Consider the following 14,598-nt stretch of genomic DNA (forward strand, 5'->3'; position numbering starts at 1 on the left):
GCTCGGCGATGCGTCCGCGGTGCCGGCCCGGAGCCGGTCGAGTCCGCGGGGCCGACCCCGAGCGCTGGAGCCGTCCTCCGGCCCCTCCGCTAGAATCGAGCGGCTGGTCGCGCGGAGGCGGCACGACTGCCGCGCCGCACCGGCCCACCCCCGCCCCTCCCGTCGAGAAGGACACGCCATGCCAGCAATCGTCATCACCGGCGCCCAGTGGGGCGACGAGGGCAAGGGACGCGCCACCGACCTCCTCGGCAGCCGCGTCGACTACGTCGTGAAGTTCAACGGCGGCAACAACGCCGGGCACACCGTCGTGGTGGGCGACGAGAAGTACGCCCTGCACCTGCTCCCCTCCGGCATCCTCACCCCGGGCGTCGTCCCGGTCATCGCGAACGGCGTCGTCGTCGACATCGAGGTGCTGTTCCACGAGCTCGAGGCGCTGAGCGCCCGCGGCGTCGACGTGTCGAAGCTGCTCGTCAGCGCCAACGCGCACGTCATCACCAGCTACCACCGCACCCTCGACAAGGTGACGGAGCGCTTCCTCGGCAAGCGCCAGATCGGCACCACCGGCCGCGGCATCGGCCCGGCGTACGCCGACAAGATCAACCGCGTCGGCATCCGCATCCAGGACCTCTTCGACGAGAACATCCTCCGTCAGAAGGTCGAGGGCGCCCTCGACCAGAAGAACCACCTGCTGGTGAAGGTCTACAACCGCCGCGCGATCCTGGTCGAGCAGGTGCTGGAGGACCTGCTGCAGTACACCGAGCGCCTCCGCCCGATGGTCGCCGACACGTCGCTGATCCTCTCGCAGGCGCTCGACGCGGGCAGGACGGTGCTGTTCGAGGCCGGCCAGGCCACGATGCTCGACGTCGACCACGGCACCTACCCGTTCGTCACCTCCTCCAACGCGACCTCGGGAGGAGCGGCCACCGGCTCCGGAGTCGCACCGAACCGCATCGACCGCGTCATCGCGGTCATCAAGGCGTACACGACCCGCGTCGGCGCCGGCCCGTTCCCGACCGAGCTCTTCGACGAGTGGGGCGAGTACCTCCGCCGGCAGGGCTTCGAGTTCGGCACCACGACCGGCCGCCCGCGCCGCTGCGGCTGGTACGACGCCCCGATCGCCCGCTACTCGGCGCGGATCAACGGGGTCACCGACTTCGTCCTCACCAAGCTCGACGTGCTCTCGGGCCTCGAGACCATCCCCGTCTGCGTCGCCTACGACGTCGACGGCGTGCGCCACGACGAGGTCCCGGTCTCGCAGAGCGACTTCCACCACGCGAAGCCGATCTACGAGGAGTTCCCCGGCTGGCAGGAGGACATCTCCGGCTGCCGCGAGTTCTCGGACCTGCCGCAGACCGCGCAGGACTACGTGCGCGCGCTCGAGGCGATGAGCGGCGCCCGGTTCTCGGCGATCGGCGTCGGCCCGGAGCGCGAGCAGGTCGTCGTGCTGCACGACCTGCTCGACTAGAGGCGGCGAGGAGCCGGGCCGGGCAGCCCTCTCGGAGGCGGCCGACGTGGTCACAACGGAGGAAGAACCTCGGTGACCTCGCGGAGTGACGCGGATCCCCGGCCCTCTCGACGAATCCTTCCTGCGGTGTGGACACGAAGGCCGCCGAGCGCGCCGGATAATCGGCGCATGCAGATCTACGCCGACCTCCCGGCCGTCCGCGCGCGGCAGATCCTGGCCGACGCCCTCGCTCTCGGCGTGGCCGTCGTGGCGATCGCCGCGGGGATCGCGGTCGGCTCGCTGATCGCCGGCCTGGCCGAGATCGGCCGTCGGCTCGAGAGCGCCGGCAGCGGCTTCGGCTCGACCATGAGCGACGCCGGGACCACCCTCGGCGGCATCCCCCTGCTCGGCGACGCCGTGCGCGCGCCGTTCGACGAGGCGAGCGGGGCCGGCTCCGTGCTCGCCGCCGCCGGACGCGACCAACAGCAGCTCGCGAGCGCCCTGGCCGTGGTCGCCGGGCTCGCCGTCGGGGGCCTCCCGCTCCTGCTCCTGGCCGTGCTCTGGCTCCGGCCCCGGCTCCGCTTCGCCCGCCGGACCGCCGAGCTGCGCGCCCTCGGCTCGACCGGCGGCGGAACCGAGCTGCTGGCCCTGCGCGCGCTCACCCGGGCGTCCCCCCGCGACATCCTCGCCGCGCACCCGGAGGCCGCCGCGGGCTGGCGGACCGGTGACCCCGCCGTTACCGCCGCGCTGGCGGCCCTCGCCCTCCGCCGGGCGGGGCTCCGGCCCCGCTGACCCCGCAGGACCACCGCGGGTCCGCCGGAGGGATGACGCCGCGAGCCACTGCGGACGACGCCGGCGACACGGGTGCCTCCGTAGCGTCGAGGACATGCAGAACCAGACCTCCTCCGTCGTGGCGCGCGTCGAGGGCGTGCGCAAGCTCTACGGCAGCACGCCGCCCGTCGTCGCCCTCGACGACGTCACGCTCTCGATCGAGCGGGGCGAGTTCACCGCGGTGATGGGCCCCAGCGGATCCGGCAAGTCGACGCTCATGCACGTCCTCGCCGGCCTCGACACCGCCTCCTCCGGCCGCGTGTTCCTCGGGGACGCCGAGATCACCTCGATGAGCGACGCCGAGCTGACCGTGCTCCGCCGCCGCAGCGTCGGCTTCGTCTTCCAGGCCTTCAACCTCGTCCCCACGCTCGACGTGCGCGGAAACATCCGCCTCCCGTTCGAGCTCGACGGCCGCTCCGTGACCGGCGACGAGGAGCAGTGGATCGCCCGGCTGATCGAGTCCCTCGGGCTCCGCGAGCGCCTCACGCACCGGCCCCACGAGCTCTCGGGCGGGCAGCAGCAGCGTGTGGCGATCGCCCGCGCCCTCGCCACCCGGCCGCAGCTGATCTTCGCCGACGAGCCCACCGGCAACCTGGACTCGCGCACCGGCCGCGAGGTCCTCAGCCTGCTCCGGGCCTCCACCCGCGAGTACGGCCAGTCGATCGCGATGGTCACCCACGACCCGATCGCGGCGGCCTACGCCGACCGCATCGTCTTCCTCCGCGACGGAGCCGTCGTCGACGACCGCCGCGGGATGAGCGCCGAGGAGATCTCGCGCGCGATGCTCACGATGGAGGGCGCGGCGTGAGCGGCGTGCGCACGGGCTCGAGCCAGGGCGGGGGCGCCATCGTCACCGTCGCCGCACTCGCCGCGGCGTTCGGCGCCGTGCTGGTGCAGGTCATCGCCGACATGGTCGCGGCCTTCGCGGCAGCGGGGATCGACGGCATCGGCCAGGTCGCCCTCATGCTCGGGATGGTCGGCGCCGTCTTCTTCGGCATCGCGGTGTTCGTGGGCGGGATCGTCACGGCCAACGCGGTCTCGACCGTCATCGCCGGGCGCACCCGCGAGATCGCCCTGCTGCGCCTGCTCGGCGCCTCCGGCCGGTCGCTGCGCAGCGGGATCGTCCGCACGGGCCTCCTGCAGGGGCTCCTCGGAGCGGCGATCGGCCTGGTCGCCGGCGTCGCTCTCGTGGCGCTCGCCGCGGAGCTCGCCATCCGGAGCGGCACCCTGCCCCGCTTCGACTACCCGCTCGTCTCGCCCGGCCTCGTGCTGCCGCTGATCGCCGTGGTCGCCTCGACGGTCATCGCCTCGTGGTCCGGATCGCGCCGCGTGCTCGCGGTCGCGCCGTCGCAGGCCGCCGGATCGTCCGCCGAACCCCGCTACGAGGAGCTGCGCGGCCGCACCGCCCGCAACATCACGGCGATCGTCTTCGTCGTGGTCGGCGCGCTGCTGCTCGCCGGCGGCGTGGTGTTCGGGCTGGCCAACCCCGGCGGCGTCCTGCTCGGGCTGGTCGGAGGCATGGCGTCCTTCACCGGCGTGATCCTCGGGGCGCCCGTCCTGCTCCCTCCGCTCACGGCCCTCGTGGGCCGCGCCTTCGGCCGGGGCCCCGTCGCCCGCCTGGCGTCCGCCAACGCCGTCCGCAATCCGGCGCGCAGCGCCCGCGCCGTCATCGGACTGGTCATCGGAGTGTCGCTGGTCACGATGTTCGCGGTCGCCGCCGCCACCTTCGGCACGATCATGGAGCGCTCGGGTGAGACGAATCCCGAGGTGATCGCGGCGTTCGAGCAGTTCATCCAGGTGAGCACCGCGGTGATGAGCGTCCTGCTCGGCTTCTCGGTCGTCCTGGCCGCCGTCGGGATGGTCAACACGCTGTCGCTCAGCGTGCTGCAGCGCCGGCGCGAGCTGGGCCTGCTCCGCGCGCTCGGCTTCACCGGCTCGCAGGTGCGGTCGATGGTGGTGCTCGAGGCGGCGCAGATGATCATCGCTGCCGCGGTGCTCGGCATCGTGCTCGGGATCGTCTACGGCTGGTGCGGCGCGATCTCGGTGTTCGGCTCGCTGCCGGGCATCGGACTGATCCCGCCGACCGTCCCGGTGCCGATCCTGGTGGCGGTGCTCGTGGTCGGTGTCGTGATCACGGTCGTCTCGGCCGTGCTGCCCGCCCGCCGCGCCACGAAGGTGTCGCCGGTCGCCGCTCTCGCCGTGGCCTGAGGACCGGCACCACGTAGAACCCGCGGCCCGAGGATCGGCGCCCTCACCACGGAGGACCCGGTGCCCCGAGGGCCGGCGCCGCGCAGAACCCGCAGCCGGAGGGCCGGCGCCCTCACACCACCGAGAACCCCGCGGCGAGGGGCTCCCGCCCGCTCAGCGCGAGCAGGAGCTCCTCGCCGCGTCCGGCTCGAGCGGCCAGCCCGCCGGTCAGCGCGCAGCACGCCTCGACGGCCTCGCCGGGCAGCACGTGCGGGATCCCGGTGGCCCGCGAGAGGTCGAGCGTGTGCACGACCAGCTCGAGCAGCCGGGTCCGGAGGTACTCGTCCAGCTCGATCGCGTGGCCGCCCACGGCGACGAGGCGGCCGGGACGCTGGGCGGCGACCAGCTCGACCGCGCGGCCCGCCGCCTCCGCCAGCGCCTGAGCCGGCCTGTCGCCGAGCAGCAGCCCCGCCTCGACCCCGCGCCGCGCCACCGCCGCGGGGTCGGCGACGTTCCCGGCCAGCGCGTCGTAGTAGTCGAGCGCGTCCTCGATGGTCGGCTCGGGCGGCTCCGGAGCGAGGAGGTACGCGTCGACCGTCAGCACCGCCCGCGACGCGTGGCCCGCGAGGCCGCGGACGTCCCAGACGCCGAGCCCCGGCTGCTCCCACTGGTCGTCCCGCACCTGCGCGAGCAGGCCGACGAGGGCGGCGGCGGCGGACTCGAACAGCGCGGCGGTGCTCATGGAGCCATGCTGGCACGGTGCCCCACACTGATCGCATGAGCAGTCCCCGCCGCCCCGGTCCCGTCACGCTCGTCGGCCGCTCGATCGTCCTCGAGCCGCTCGCCGCCGAGCACGTCGAGCCGCTCGGGCGGGCGATCGGGCGTCCGGAGGTGTTCGCCGGCGGCTACGGAGGGGGACTCGCCGGCCTCCCCGGCACCCCGGAGGAGTTCCGCGCCTTCGTCGACCGCTACTACCCCTGGGGCACGGGCCTGCCGTTCGCTGTGCTGCAGGAGGGGCGCGTCGTCGGCACGACCTCGCTGGCCGACTTCGACGAGACGCGCGAGGCGGCCCACCTCGGCTGGACGGCCTACGCGCCCGAGACGTGGGGCACCGTCGTGAACCCGGAGGCGAAGCGGCTGGTGCTCGGACTCGCCTTCGACAGCGGCTACGAGCGGGTGAAGCTCCAGGCGGATGCGGTGAACGCGCGCTCGCGGTCCGCGATCCTCCGCCTCGGCGCCGTGTTCGAGGGGGTGCTCCGCCACGACCAGCGGCGGGCCGACGGCTCGTGGCGCGACACGGCCGTCCACTCGATCCTCGCGGCCGAGTGGCCGGCCGTCCGCGACGCGCTCGACCGCCGGATCGACGCGGCGCTAGCGCTCCCCGCCTCGACCGCGCAACCGCTGACCGGGCGGCCGCCCGAGGAGTAGGAATAAGGCATGGAACGCATCCACTACGCCGGCAGCTCCGTGCTGACGGGTACCGCCATCGCGCGGTCGCTGCTGGCCTACGCGGAGGCGCTGGCGCTCACCAAGGGGTCGATCACAGTCGACATCCCGATCCGCCAGGAGTCCGGCCGGCCCGGACGGGCGGCGCTGCTGATCGGACCGGCGAGCCAGCTGTTCTCGGAGTCCGAGGACGACGGAGCCGAGGAGCTGCTCGACGAGGAGCTCGTCGAGCGCTTCACCCGCGAGACGGCCCGCCTGGGCGTCTCGCACCCCGTGGCCGAGGAGGACGGCGGCGCCGGGCCCCTCTCCGCCGTCGACACCGAGATCCCGCACTTCCACGGCGAGGACGACTCCTGGTGAGCATCCGTGGCGCCGGTAGGATCGACACTCACGACTCCGCCCGACCCTTCGCGGACGGGCGACTTCCCGAACGGAGAACCGCCTGATGGGGCGACTGATCTACGACTCGACCCTCGAGGCCGACTTCGACGACCGTCTGCTGGCGCACCTGCAGATCGTGATCGGCTCGAAGCTCGCGCGCAACGAGTCCTTCTACTTCTCGTGGAAGGACTCGCAGGCGGTCGGCGACGGACGCACCTCGATCTGGCTGCACCCCGCCATCCCGCTGCGCTTCAAGTACCACGGCGGCCGTGCCCCGAACATCAACCCGGACTGGATCCGCCAGCTGCTCGCCGACTCGCACACGGCGCACGGGCTGCGGATCAGCGAGGAGCCCCACGGGACCACCCGTCAGAGCGAGGAGAGCATGCTGTGAAGCGCGTCGAGATCATCTACGGCGGGGCGCCGTTCAGCCTGAGCGAGACGTCGGCCGCGGAGGTGCGCGAGAGCATCGACCGCGCCCTGGACGGCTCCGCGTCGCGCTGGATCACGGTGAACCAGGGCGAGGGCGAGCCTCGCGAGACCTCGATCCTGATCACGCCGGGAGTGGCGTTCTCGGTCGCCGACGTCGCGCACTGAGGTCGACGCCGCGGTCACGGTGATCGCCGCCGCTCACGCCGCCGGCTCGGTCCGGAACGACTGCCGTCCTCAGCGCACCCGCCCCGCTCAGCCCGCCAGCACGCGCGGGAACTCCCCCGGGATCTCGCTCGCGAGGTACCCGGCCGGGCCGATGCGCGCGGAGAGGCGCGTGTCAGCCTCCGTGTGCAGGAACGCGCCCCACGCGGCCGCGCCCATCGGATCGACGCCGCGCCCGCGCAGGCCCGCCGTCGCTCCGGCGAGCACGTCGCCGCTGCCCGCGGTGGCCAGCCCGGGGTGCTCGCCCTCGATCCGCACCGCGTCGCCGTCGGGCGAGGCGATCGTGTTGAACAGGCTCACCACCGCGCCGTAGCGCTCGGCGACCGCGAGGGCGGCCCGCTCGACGTCGTCGACCTCCTCGCCGAGGAGCCGGGACGCCTCCTCCGAGTTCGGGGTCAGCAGGAGCCGGCCCGCGAGCCTCCGTGCGAGACGGCGCTGCCCGGGCAGGACTCCGAGCGGGAAGGCGTCGAGGTGCACGGCCGGCACGTCGTCGAGGAGCGGAGCGAGGGCACGGAGGGTCGCGGCGGTCGCGCGCGGGTCGTCCAGGCCGGGTCCGATCAGGGCGACGTCGGCGGAGGAGAGCTCGCCGGCCAGGACGTCGAGCCCGCGGCCCGAGACGGAGCCGGTGCGCGTCTCCGCGAGCGGGACCACTCCGCACTCGGGCAGCGCGACCGCGGTGGCCGACGCGACCGACTCGGCGACGCAGAGCGTGATGCGACCCGCGCCGGTCCGCAGCGCGGCGATCCCCGCGAGGATCGCGGCGCCGGGCGTCTTGCGGGCGCCGCCGACGACGACCACGTCGCCGCGGGAGTGCTTCGAGCCTCCGGGCTCCGGGAGGGGCCAGCGCTGCTCGAGCAGGGCGCGGGAGACGAGGTCACTCATGAGGGTCTCCTTCTCCGTCCGCGCGGTCGTCGTGCCGGGTGACGGGGGCGCCGGAGCGCTCGAGGTGGGACGTGCGGTTGAAGAGCTCGAGGCGCCACGCGTCGCCGTCGCGGACGAGACGGGTGACGGAGCCGTTGGCGACGGGCGTCGAGGCGCCGATGTCGAGCAGCTCGTGCTCGGAGAGGCCCTCGAGGACGTAGCGGAGGACGAGGACGACCGCGTCGTGGCAGAAGAGGATCGCCGGCCCGGGAGGCGCGGCGACGGCGAGGTGGTCGACGAAGGCGCGGACGCGGAGCGCGAGGTCCGTCCAGGCCTCGCCTCCCGGCGGCCGGTAGTAGAACTTGCCGAGCCACTCGCGCCGCGCCGCCTCCTCGGGCATCCGGGCCCGCACGCCGGCGGAGGTGAGGCGGTCGGTGACGCCGAGGTCGCGGTCGCGCAGGCGCTCGTCGGGGCGCAGCCGCAGGTCGATGCCGGCCTCGCCGAGGGCGAGACGCGCGGTCGCGGAGGCGCGGCGGTAGGGCGACGTCCAGGCGGAGGCGGGCCGCGCCTCCTCGGCCAGCCAGCGGCCGAGCGCGCGGGCCTGCTCCTCGCCGGCGGGGGAGAGCTCGACGTCGGGGTCGCGGCGGTCGACGGCGATCTCGTGCGCCCCCGAGGCCTCGGCGGCGCTCGCCGCGATGTTGGCGAGGCTCTCGCCGTGACGGACGAGGAGGAGCTCGGTCGGGCCGGTGGAGGAGGCGGGCATGGCTCCACGCTCCGCCTCGCGGGCCGGAGGCGCCAGGGGGTTCCGCCGCGGCGACGCGGGTTGCTACGGAGTCGTCAGGGGTTCCGCCGTCGTCAGGGCGCCTCTCCGTCGGCGCGCTCCTCCGCCGAGACCGCCGTGACGACCGCGGTGAGCGTCTCGGGGTCGCTCAGGATGCGGAAGTGCCCGCCGGTCTCGATCCGGACGTTGACCGCGCCCTCGAGCATGCTGCCCTCGGGGATGTGCGGATCGAAGAGGCCGAACACGGAGGTGATCCGCGCGTTCGCTCCGGAGCGGCTCGACAGCAGCAGGGTCGTGGCGTCGCGCGGCGAGAAGGCGCGCAGGCTCCGGAGGACCAGGTAGGGCGCGTAGCGGGAGCCGCCGAACGGGGTCGCCACGGCGACCATCCGGTCGACCCGGCCGTCCGGGTCGAGCTCGGTCATCACGTACTTGCCGATCAGTCCGCCCTTGCTGTGGGCGACGATCACCACGTCGCGGAGCCCGTGCTCGGCGAGGTAGGCGGCCACGTCCTCCGCGGTCCGGGCGACCGGGCGGCCGTTCCGGCCGAGGCTCGTCAGCACGTGGAGCGGGTGCCCGCGCTCGTGCAGCGGATCGATGATCGGGCGGAGGAAGGACCAGGTCTCCCAGATCCCCGGGAGGACCACGACGGGCCGCCGGTCGCCGTCGAGGTAGTCGTCCGGGGCGCGGCGCGAGAGGACGCCGCGTACCTGCCAGGCGACGGCGTAGGCGTAGTCGCGGATCCACCAGACGGCGTCGCGGACCAGGCGTCGGAGCCGGCTCATGCGGCCGGCTCCGACCGGAGGGGGAGCGGGGCGGCGGGCCTCTCGCCGAGCGCAGCGGCGAAGCGGAGGATCTCGCGGGCGAGCGCTCCGGGCTCGGTGCGGGGGACGACGTGGCGCGAGCCGGCGAACTCGACGAGCCGCCCCTCGCGCGCGTGGGCCGTGAGCCGCTCGCACCAGTCACGGGTGGCGATCGGATCGTCGCGGCCGCGGGCGACGAGGACCGGCACCTCCAGCCGGGCGACGCGCTCCTGCACCGGATGCCTCAGCATCTCGGGCAGCTGGCGCAGGTACCAGCGCAGGCCGCCGCGCAGGTAGTCGGCCAGCAGGATCGCGTCGACGCCCACCGGCTCGCCGAGGCAGTCCCGCAGCAGCGCGAGCCCCTGGCGGACCGCTCCGGGCCGCTGCGGATCCACCACCGGCCCGATCAGCACCGCGCCGTCGACCAGGCCGGGCGCGCGCAGCCCCAGCTCGACCGCCACCTGCGACCCCATCGAGTGCCCGACGACGACCGCGCGCGAGACGCCCAGTCCGCGGAGGACCTGCTCGACCTGCCGCGCGTGGTCCTCGAGGCCGACCCTCCGCCGCGGGCGCGCGTTCGCGCCGAAGCCGGCGAGGTCGACGCCGATCACCCGGCCGTGCCGCTTCAGGCGGGCGGCGAGCGGCGAGAAGGTGTGGTGCGACATCCCGATCCCGTGGATCAGGACGAACACCGCGCCCGCTCCGGCCGGACCGGTGTCGACCGTCCGCAGCGTGACGCCCTCGACCTCGTGTCGCACGGGGAGGACGCGGCGGGGCGGTGTCGGCAGCATCGTCCCAGGCTAGGGATCGGCGGCCGGCCGCGCGGGGGGATGCGCCCGCTCCCGCCGTGGTCTAGGCCGCATCCGCCCTGGGGAGGAGCGTTCACCCCGCCGGCCGCCGGCGGTCCCCGCCGAGCGTCCCGTCGTGCCCGCTGTCAAGCGGCTCCTCCTCGGCGGCGCCCCTGCCTAGCCTCGGAGAAGGGGGTCGGCGTGCGCCGCTCCCGGAGGGATGACGCCATGCGGATCGCGATCGTCGGGGCGACCGGCAACCTGGGGACGGCGCTGCTGCGGCGCCTGCACGGCGAGGCCGGGGTGGAGGAGATCGTGGGCATCGCCCGCCGGGCCCCTCGGCTCCGCTCGGAGGAGTACCGCGACGTGCGCTGGGTCGAGATCGACCTCGCGTCGAGCGTCGCCCCGCGGCGGCTCCGCGAGGCCTTCGCCGGCGTCGACGCCGTCGTCCACCTCGCCTGGGCGCTGCAGCCCAGCCACGACGAGCCGTTCCAGCGGCTGGTCGACGTCGGAGGCACCGCGGCCGTGCTCGAGGCGGTCGCCGCCGCGGGAGTCGGCCAGGTCGCCGTCGCCTCGTCCGTGGGCGCCTACAGCGCGGCGCCGAAGTCGATCCGGGTCACCGAGGACTGGCCCACGGGCGGCCTGCACACCTCGACCTACAGCCGCCACAAGGCCGCGAACGAGCGGCAGCTCGACGCCTTCGAGGAGCGGCACCCCGAGATCGTCGTCACACGCCTGCGCCCGGGGCTCGTCTTCCAGCGCGGAGCGGCGACGGAGATCGCCGGGCTCTTCGGCGGTCCCCACTACCCGACGCGGTGGCTGAAGGCGGTCCGGATCCCGGTCCTGCCGCTGCCGCGGAGCATCGTCTTCCAGGGCGTGCACGCCGACGACGTGGCCGACGCCTTCTGGCGCGCGCTCGACCGGCGCGCCGGCGGGGCCTTCAACATCGCGGCCGAGCCGGTCCTCACTCCGGAGCGGCTGGCGCACGCCTTCGGCGCCCGCCTGGTCACGGTGCCGTTCGGGCTGCTCCGCTCCGTCGTCACCGCGACCTGGCACCTGCGCCTGCAGCGCACCGACGCGGGCTGGCTCGACATCGCGGGCAACGTCCCGGTCATGTCGACCGAGCGCGCCCGCGCCGAGCTCGGCTGGGCGCCGACCCGCACGGCGGAGGAGGCGCTCGCCGAGCTCGTGGCCGGCCTGGCCGACCGCTCGACCGTCCCGGGCTCGCCCCCGCTCCGGGGCTGATCCGGCCGGGAGTCGATCAGAGGCGAGCCCTCGCGGTCAGTCGGCGACGCGGATGAGCACCTTTCCCGTCGCGCCCTGCTCGACCGCGTCGTGGGCGGCCGCGGTCTCCTCGAGCGGGAACCAGGTCAGCGGGAGGCCCGCCTCCTCGCCCACCGGGAGCGCGCCGTCGACGAGCGCCGCGGTGATGTCCTCGGCCGCGGCCTGCAGCGCCCCCTCGCCCACCGTGTAGAGCAGCAGGCCCTGCCACCGGGCGTTCTTCGCGAAGCTCGCGACGATCGGCACGGTGAACTCGTCGCCGTTGTTGTTCGCGTAGTACCCGATGCTGCCGTGGTTGGCGAGCACCTCGACGTCGAGCGCGGCGTTCTGAGCCGGTGCGACCTCGACCACGTGCTGGACGCCCTCGGGGGCGAGCTCGCGGATCCGGTCGGCGAGGGCGTCGTCCGGGTACTGCAACACGTGCTGCGCACCGGCCGCACGGGCGAGCCGCTCCTTGGAGTCGCTGCTCACCGTCGCGATGACGGTCGCCCCGGCCCAGACCGCGAGCTGGATCGCGGCGTGCCCGACGGCTCCGGCGCCGCCCTGGACCAGGACGGTGCGGCCGGCGAGGGCGCCGGGGGCGAGGCGTGAGGGGCCGTGCTCGTGCACGGTGAGGGCGCGGTGGGCGGTCATCGCGGGGACGCCGAGGCTCGCGGCGACGTCGGTGCCGACGCCCTCGGGCAGGCGCACGACGTGCTCGGCGGCGAGCACCGCCGACTCCTGCGCGGTGCCGGTGGGGCGGCGGTGCGCGGAGAGGTACATCCAGACCCGGTCGCCGACGGCCAGGCCCTCGACGCCCTCGCCGAGCGCCTCGACGACACCGGCGCCGTCCTGGTTCGGCACGACCTCGTCGAACGCGAGGTCGCCGTCTGCGCGCGCCTTCCAGTCGGTCGGATTCACGCCCGACGCCAGGACGCGGACGCGGACCTCGCCGGAGCCCGGAGCCCGCTCCTCCCGGTCGACGAGGGAGAGGACGGAGGAGTCACCGGTGCGGGAGTAGACGATCGATCGCATACGGAGGGCAAGGAGCGCGGGCGGCGGTGTATTCCCGGCGGTACGACGAAGGGCGGCGGGCCCGGAGGCCCACCGCCCTGTCAGCGCCGACGGATCAGTGCTGCACGTCCTCCTGGACGGCGTGCTTGGCCTCGCGGGCCGAGTCCTTCACGTCGTCGGTGGCGGAGGTGCCCGCCTCCTTGACGTTCTGCGCGGCGTCGGTCGCGGTCTCCTTGACGGAGGCGAACGCCTGCTGCGCGGGCTCGCGGAGCTCGCTCGCCGCCTCCTTGGCTGCGTCGGTCACCTTGTCGACGACCGGCTGGGCCTGCTCCTTGACGCGGCTCGCCGCCTCCTTCTCCTTGCTGGAGGCGGGGATGAGCGAGGCGACGAGGAGTCCGGCGCCGAGGGCGATGAGCCCCACGGCGAACGGGTTGCCCTCGGCCTTGGCCTTCGCCGAGCCCGCACCGCTCGAGAGCGAGTCGGAGGCGTCGTGCGCCGAGCCCATCACGCGGTCGCGGACGGAGCCCACGGCCGACTTGACCTTGTCGGTCTGACGCTGCGCGATGGCGGACGGGCTGACCTTCTCGGCCAGCGCGTCGACGTCCCCGCCCAGCTCGAGGCGCGTGCGCTCGATGTCCGCCCGGATCTCCTCGGGTGTCTTGTTCTGTCCTGCGTCGTACGTCATCGTCCTGCCCCGTTCGGCTTGAGGGTGTCGGGAATCTTCTTGAGGGAGTCGACCGTCTCGGGAGCGCCGTCGACCTGCTTCAGGCTCTTGCGGCCCACCGCGTAGAGGATCGCGGCCACGATCGCCCAGATGACGGCCACGACCACTCCGGACCAGCCGTTGCCGATCAGAGTGCCCAGGCCCCACCAGAGGGCGATCGAGAGGAAGAGCACGGCCATCAGCGCGGCGTAGCCCGCCCCGCCGAGGAGGCCCGCTCCCTTGCCCGCCTTGCCGGCGGACTCCTTGAGCTCGGCCTTGGCGAGGGCCATCTCCTGGCGGATCAGCGTGGAGAGGTCGCGCGAGACCTCGCCGAGCAGATCGCCCAGCGACGTCGACCCGGCCCGCTGGTCGGGCGTCTCCGTCGAGCGGTGGACGCCCGTCGGGTCGGTCACAGCCGGCCGCCGTTCGGGAAGCCGCCGTCGAGCGGGTCGGCGACGGGCTCGGTCGGCGCGTAGTCGCGCTCGAGGGAGCTCGAGCCGACGGTGCCGTAGGCGGACGCGACGGGCGCGTCGTACGCGGAGGCGTCGGAGTGCGCGGTGGTCGAGGCGGGGGCGTCGAACTCGGGTCCGTCGGTGCGGGTGCTCGTCGCCTCCTTCTCGTCCTTCGCCTCGGCGGTCAGGGCGCGGATGAGGCGCCCGCCGACGAGTCCCGTCGCCGCGGCGATGAGGATGAAGGCACCCGGGCGGCGGCGGGCGAACGCGCGGACGTCGTCGAGGAGCTCGGACGGGTCGCGGTTCTCGAGCCACGAGGCCACACCCTGCACGCGGGTGGCCGCCTGGGAGACGAGCTTCGCCGCGGCGTTGTCGCTGCCGCCCTCGCCGTTGGCCAGCGCGGTCAGGTCGTCGCTGAAGGCGCGGGCGCCCTTGGCGGCGTTCTCCTTCTGGGCGTGGGCCTGCTCGGTGAGCTGGGTGCGGCTCTGGTCGTAGAGGTCCTTGACCTGGACCTTGGCCTCCTGGACCACGTTGGCGGCCTCGTCCTTGCCGGTCGAGAGCACTTCGCTCGCGGCCTGCTTGGCGTCGCCGGCGACGGCGCCGGCCTGGTCCTTGGCGGTGCCCGCGGCGGCGCTCGCCTTCTCCTTCGCGGAGTCGGCCGTGCCGCCCGAGGAGGAGCCGGAGGAGGTGTCCGTGGAGGCGACGTGCGCCCCGCTGTCGATGGGGGTCTCGGTCGCGCCGAAGTTCGCGGCGCCGTCTCCGAACGGAGGTGAAGCGGGATCGATGTTCGACATCGTCTGTCCCTTCCAGGATCGAGTGGGGAATGAATGCGTGCCGGCGTCGCCAGTCTGTTCGGGCCCTCGAGTACCGGGAAGGGCATAGCGGCTGACCCCCCGATGGGGCTACCATCCCGCGCCCACGAGGGCGGGGCCCGAGAGCCCGTGGATCGACTGCTCCGCCACCGCGTCAAGCCCCTTCTGACCCGCGAACAGGGCT

General features: G+C 74.3%; 18 protein-coding genes. 9 read left to right on the top strand and 9 right to left on the bottom strand.

Annotation, left to right across the window (positions count from 1 at the left end; genetic code table 11):
• Positions 1-178: 178 nt before the first annotated feature.
• The 4 genes from C5C57_RS04600 (at position 179) to C5C57_RS04615 (ending at position 4,483) form a co-directional block, all read left to right on the top strand.
• Complete coding sequence (locus tag C5C57_RS04600; RefSeq protein WP_104234282.1) at positions 179-1,465, top strand: adenylosuccinate synthase; 1,287 nt, start codon at positions 179-181, stop codon at positions 1,463-1,465.
• A 168-nt stretch (positions 1,466-1,633) separates the two neighbouring features.
• Positions 1,634-2,236, top strand: coding sequence for a hypothetical protein (locus tag C5C57_RS04605; protein WP_104247484.1), 603 nt, complete (start codon positions 1,634-1,636; stop codon positions 2,234-2,236).
• A gap of 94 nt (positions 2,237-2,330) precedes the next feature.
• Positions 2,331-3,083, top strand: coding sequence for an ABC transporter ATP-binding protein (locus C5C57_RS04610; protein WP_104222781.1), 753 nt, complete (start codon positions 2,331-2,333; stop codon positions 3,081-3,083).
• The gene (locus C5C57_RS04615) at positions 3,080-4,483 is read left to right on the top strand and encodes an FtsX-like permease family protein (protein WP_104247483.1); all 1,404 of its coding nucleotides are present in this window, start codon (positions 3,080-3,082) and stop codon (positions 4,481-4,483) included. Before C5C57_RS04610 ends, C5C57_RS04615 begins: the two co-directional genes overlap by 4 nt.
• Positions 4,484-4,595: 112 nt before the next feature.
• On the opposite strand, the gene C5C57_RS04620 is transcribed toward C5C57_RS04615, so the two are convergent.
• A complete protein-coding gene (locus C5C57_RS04620; RefSeq protein ID WP_104297350.1) occupies positions 4,596-5,204 on the bottom strand; it encodes a maleylpyruvate isomerase N-terminal domain-containing protein in 609 nt (202 codons plus the stop codon).
• Between the two features lie 35 nt (positions 5,205-5,239).
• On the opposite strand from C5C57_RS04620, the gene C5C57_RS04625 reads away from it, so the two are divergent.
• The 4 genes from C5C57_RS04625 to C5C57_RS04640 all read left to right on the top strand — a co-directional run bounded on the left by C5C57_RS04625 (position 5,240) and on the right by C5C57_RS04640 (position 6,886).
• A complete protein-coding gene (locus tag C5C57_RS04625; protein WP_104297351.1) occupies positions 5,240-5,890 on the top strand; it encodes a GNAT family N-acetyltransferase in 651 nt (216 codons plus the stop codon).
• Between the two features lie 9 nt (positions 5,891-5,899).
• Positions 5,900-6,268 carry a hypothetical protein gene (locus C5C57_RS04630; protein ID WP_104222777.1) on the top strand — a complete coding sequence of 123 codons (369 nt, stop codon included), beginning with the start codon at positions 5,900-5,902 and terminating at the stop codon, positions 6,266-6,268.
• An 85-nt stretch (positions 6,269-6,353) separates the two neighbouring features.
• Entirely contained in the window at positions 6,354-6,683 is a 330-nt protein-coding gene (locus C5C57_RS04635) for an ATP-dependent DNA ligase (RefSeq protein WP_104297352.1), read from the top strand.
• Positions 6,680-6,886 (top strand): hypothetical protein, encoded by a 207-nt coding sequence (locus C5C57_RS04640; protein WP_104222775.1) that lies wholly within the window; start codon positions 6,680-6,682, stop codon positions 6,884-6,886. The genes C5C57_RS04635 and C5C57_RS04640 overlap by 4 nt, the downstream gene beginning before the upstream one ends.
• A gap of 87 nt (positions 6,887-6,973) precedes the next feature.
• Here the strand turns inward: C5C57_RS04640 and C5C57_RS04645 are convergent, their stop codons facing one another.
• The 4 genes from C5C57_RS04645 to C5C57_RS04660 all read right to left on the bottom strand — a co-directional run bounded on the left by C5C57_RS04645 (position 6,974) and on the right by C5C57_RS04660 (position 10,176).
• Positions 6,974-7,825 (bottom strand): NAD(P)H-hydrate dehydratase, encoded by an 852-nt coding sequence (locus C5C57_RS04645; RefSeq protein ID WP_104273158.1) that lies wholly within the window; start codon positions 7,823-7,825, stop codon positions 6,974-6,976.
• Positions 7,818-8,567, bottom strand: a complete 750-nt coding sequence (locus tag C5C57_RS04650) for a histidine phosphatase family protein (RefSeq protein WP_104247480.1) — start codon at positions 8,565-8,567, stop codon at positions 7,818-7,820. The genes C5C57_RS04645 and C5C57_RS04650 overlap by 8 nt, the downstream gene beginning before the upstream one ends.
• A gap of 92 nt (positions 8,568-8,659) precedes the next feature.
• On the bottom strand, positions 8,660-9,367 hold the full coding sequence (locus tag C5C57_RS04655; protein ID WP_104239324.1) for a triacylglycerol lipase: 708 nt from the start codon (positions 9,365-9,367) through the stop codon (positions 8,660-8,662).
• Complete coding sequence (locus C5C57_RS04660) at positions 9,364-10,176, bottom strand: alpha/beta fold hydrolase (RefSeq protein WP_104288360.1); 813 nt, start codon at positions 10,174-10,176, stop codon at positions 9,364-9,366. Before C5C57_RS04660 ends, C5C57_RS04655 begins: the two co-directional genes overlap by 4 nt.
• 225 nt (positions 10,177-10,401) lie before the next feature.
• On the opposite strand from C5C57_RS04660, the gene C5C57_RS04665 reads away from it, so the two are divergent.
• A complete protein-coding gene (locus C5C57_RS04665) occupies positions 10,402-11,418 on the top strand; it encodes an NAD-dependent epimerase/dehydratase family protein (RefSeq protein ID WP_104288361.1) in 1,017 nt (338 codons plus the stop codon).
• 36 nt (positions 11,419-11,454) lie between these two features.
• On the opposite strand, the gene C5C57_RS04670 is transcribed toward C5C57_RS04665, so the two are convergent.
• The 4 genes from C5C57_RS04670 to C5C57_RS18420 form a co-directional block, all read right to left on the bottom strand.
• Positions 11,455-12,468 (bottom strand): NADPH:quinone reductase, encoded by a 1,014-nt coding sequence (locus C5C57_RS04670; RefSeq protein ID WP_104297353.1) that lies wholly within the window; start codon positions 12,466-12,468, stop codon positions 11,455-11,457.
• A 94-nt stretch (positions 12,469-12,562) separates the two neighbouring features.
• Complete coding sequence (locus C5C57_RS04675) at positions 12,563-13,132, bottom strand: DUF3618 domain-containing protein (RefSeq protein ID WP_104222768.1); 570 nt, start codon at positions 13,130-13,132, stop codon at positions 12,563-12,565.
• Entirely contained in the window at positions 13,129-13,563 is a 435-nt protein-coding gene (locus C5C57_RS18415; protein ID WP_104222767.1) for a phage holin family protein, read from the bottom strand. The genes C5C57_RS04675 and C5C57_RS18415 overlap by 4 nt, the downstream gene beginning before the upstream one ends.
• Complete coding sequence (locus C5C57_RS18420) at positions 13,560-14,396, bottom strand: hypothetical protein (RefSeq protein WP_104297354.1); 837 nt, start codon at positions 14,394-14,396, stop codon at positions 13,560-13,562. The genes C5C57_RS18415 and C5C57_RS18420 overlap by 4 nt, the downstream gene beginning before the upstream one ends.
• Positions 14,397-14,598: the final 202 nt, after the last annotated feature.

It is taken from the genome of Rathayibacter sp. AY1C5 (genome assembly GCF_002931705.1).
Taxonomy (GTDB): Bacteria; Actinomycetota; Actinomycetes; order Actinomycetales; family Microbacteriaceae; genus Rathayibacter.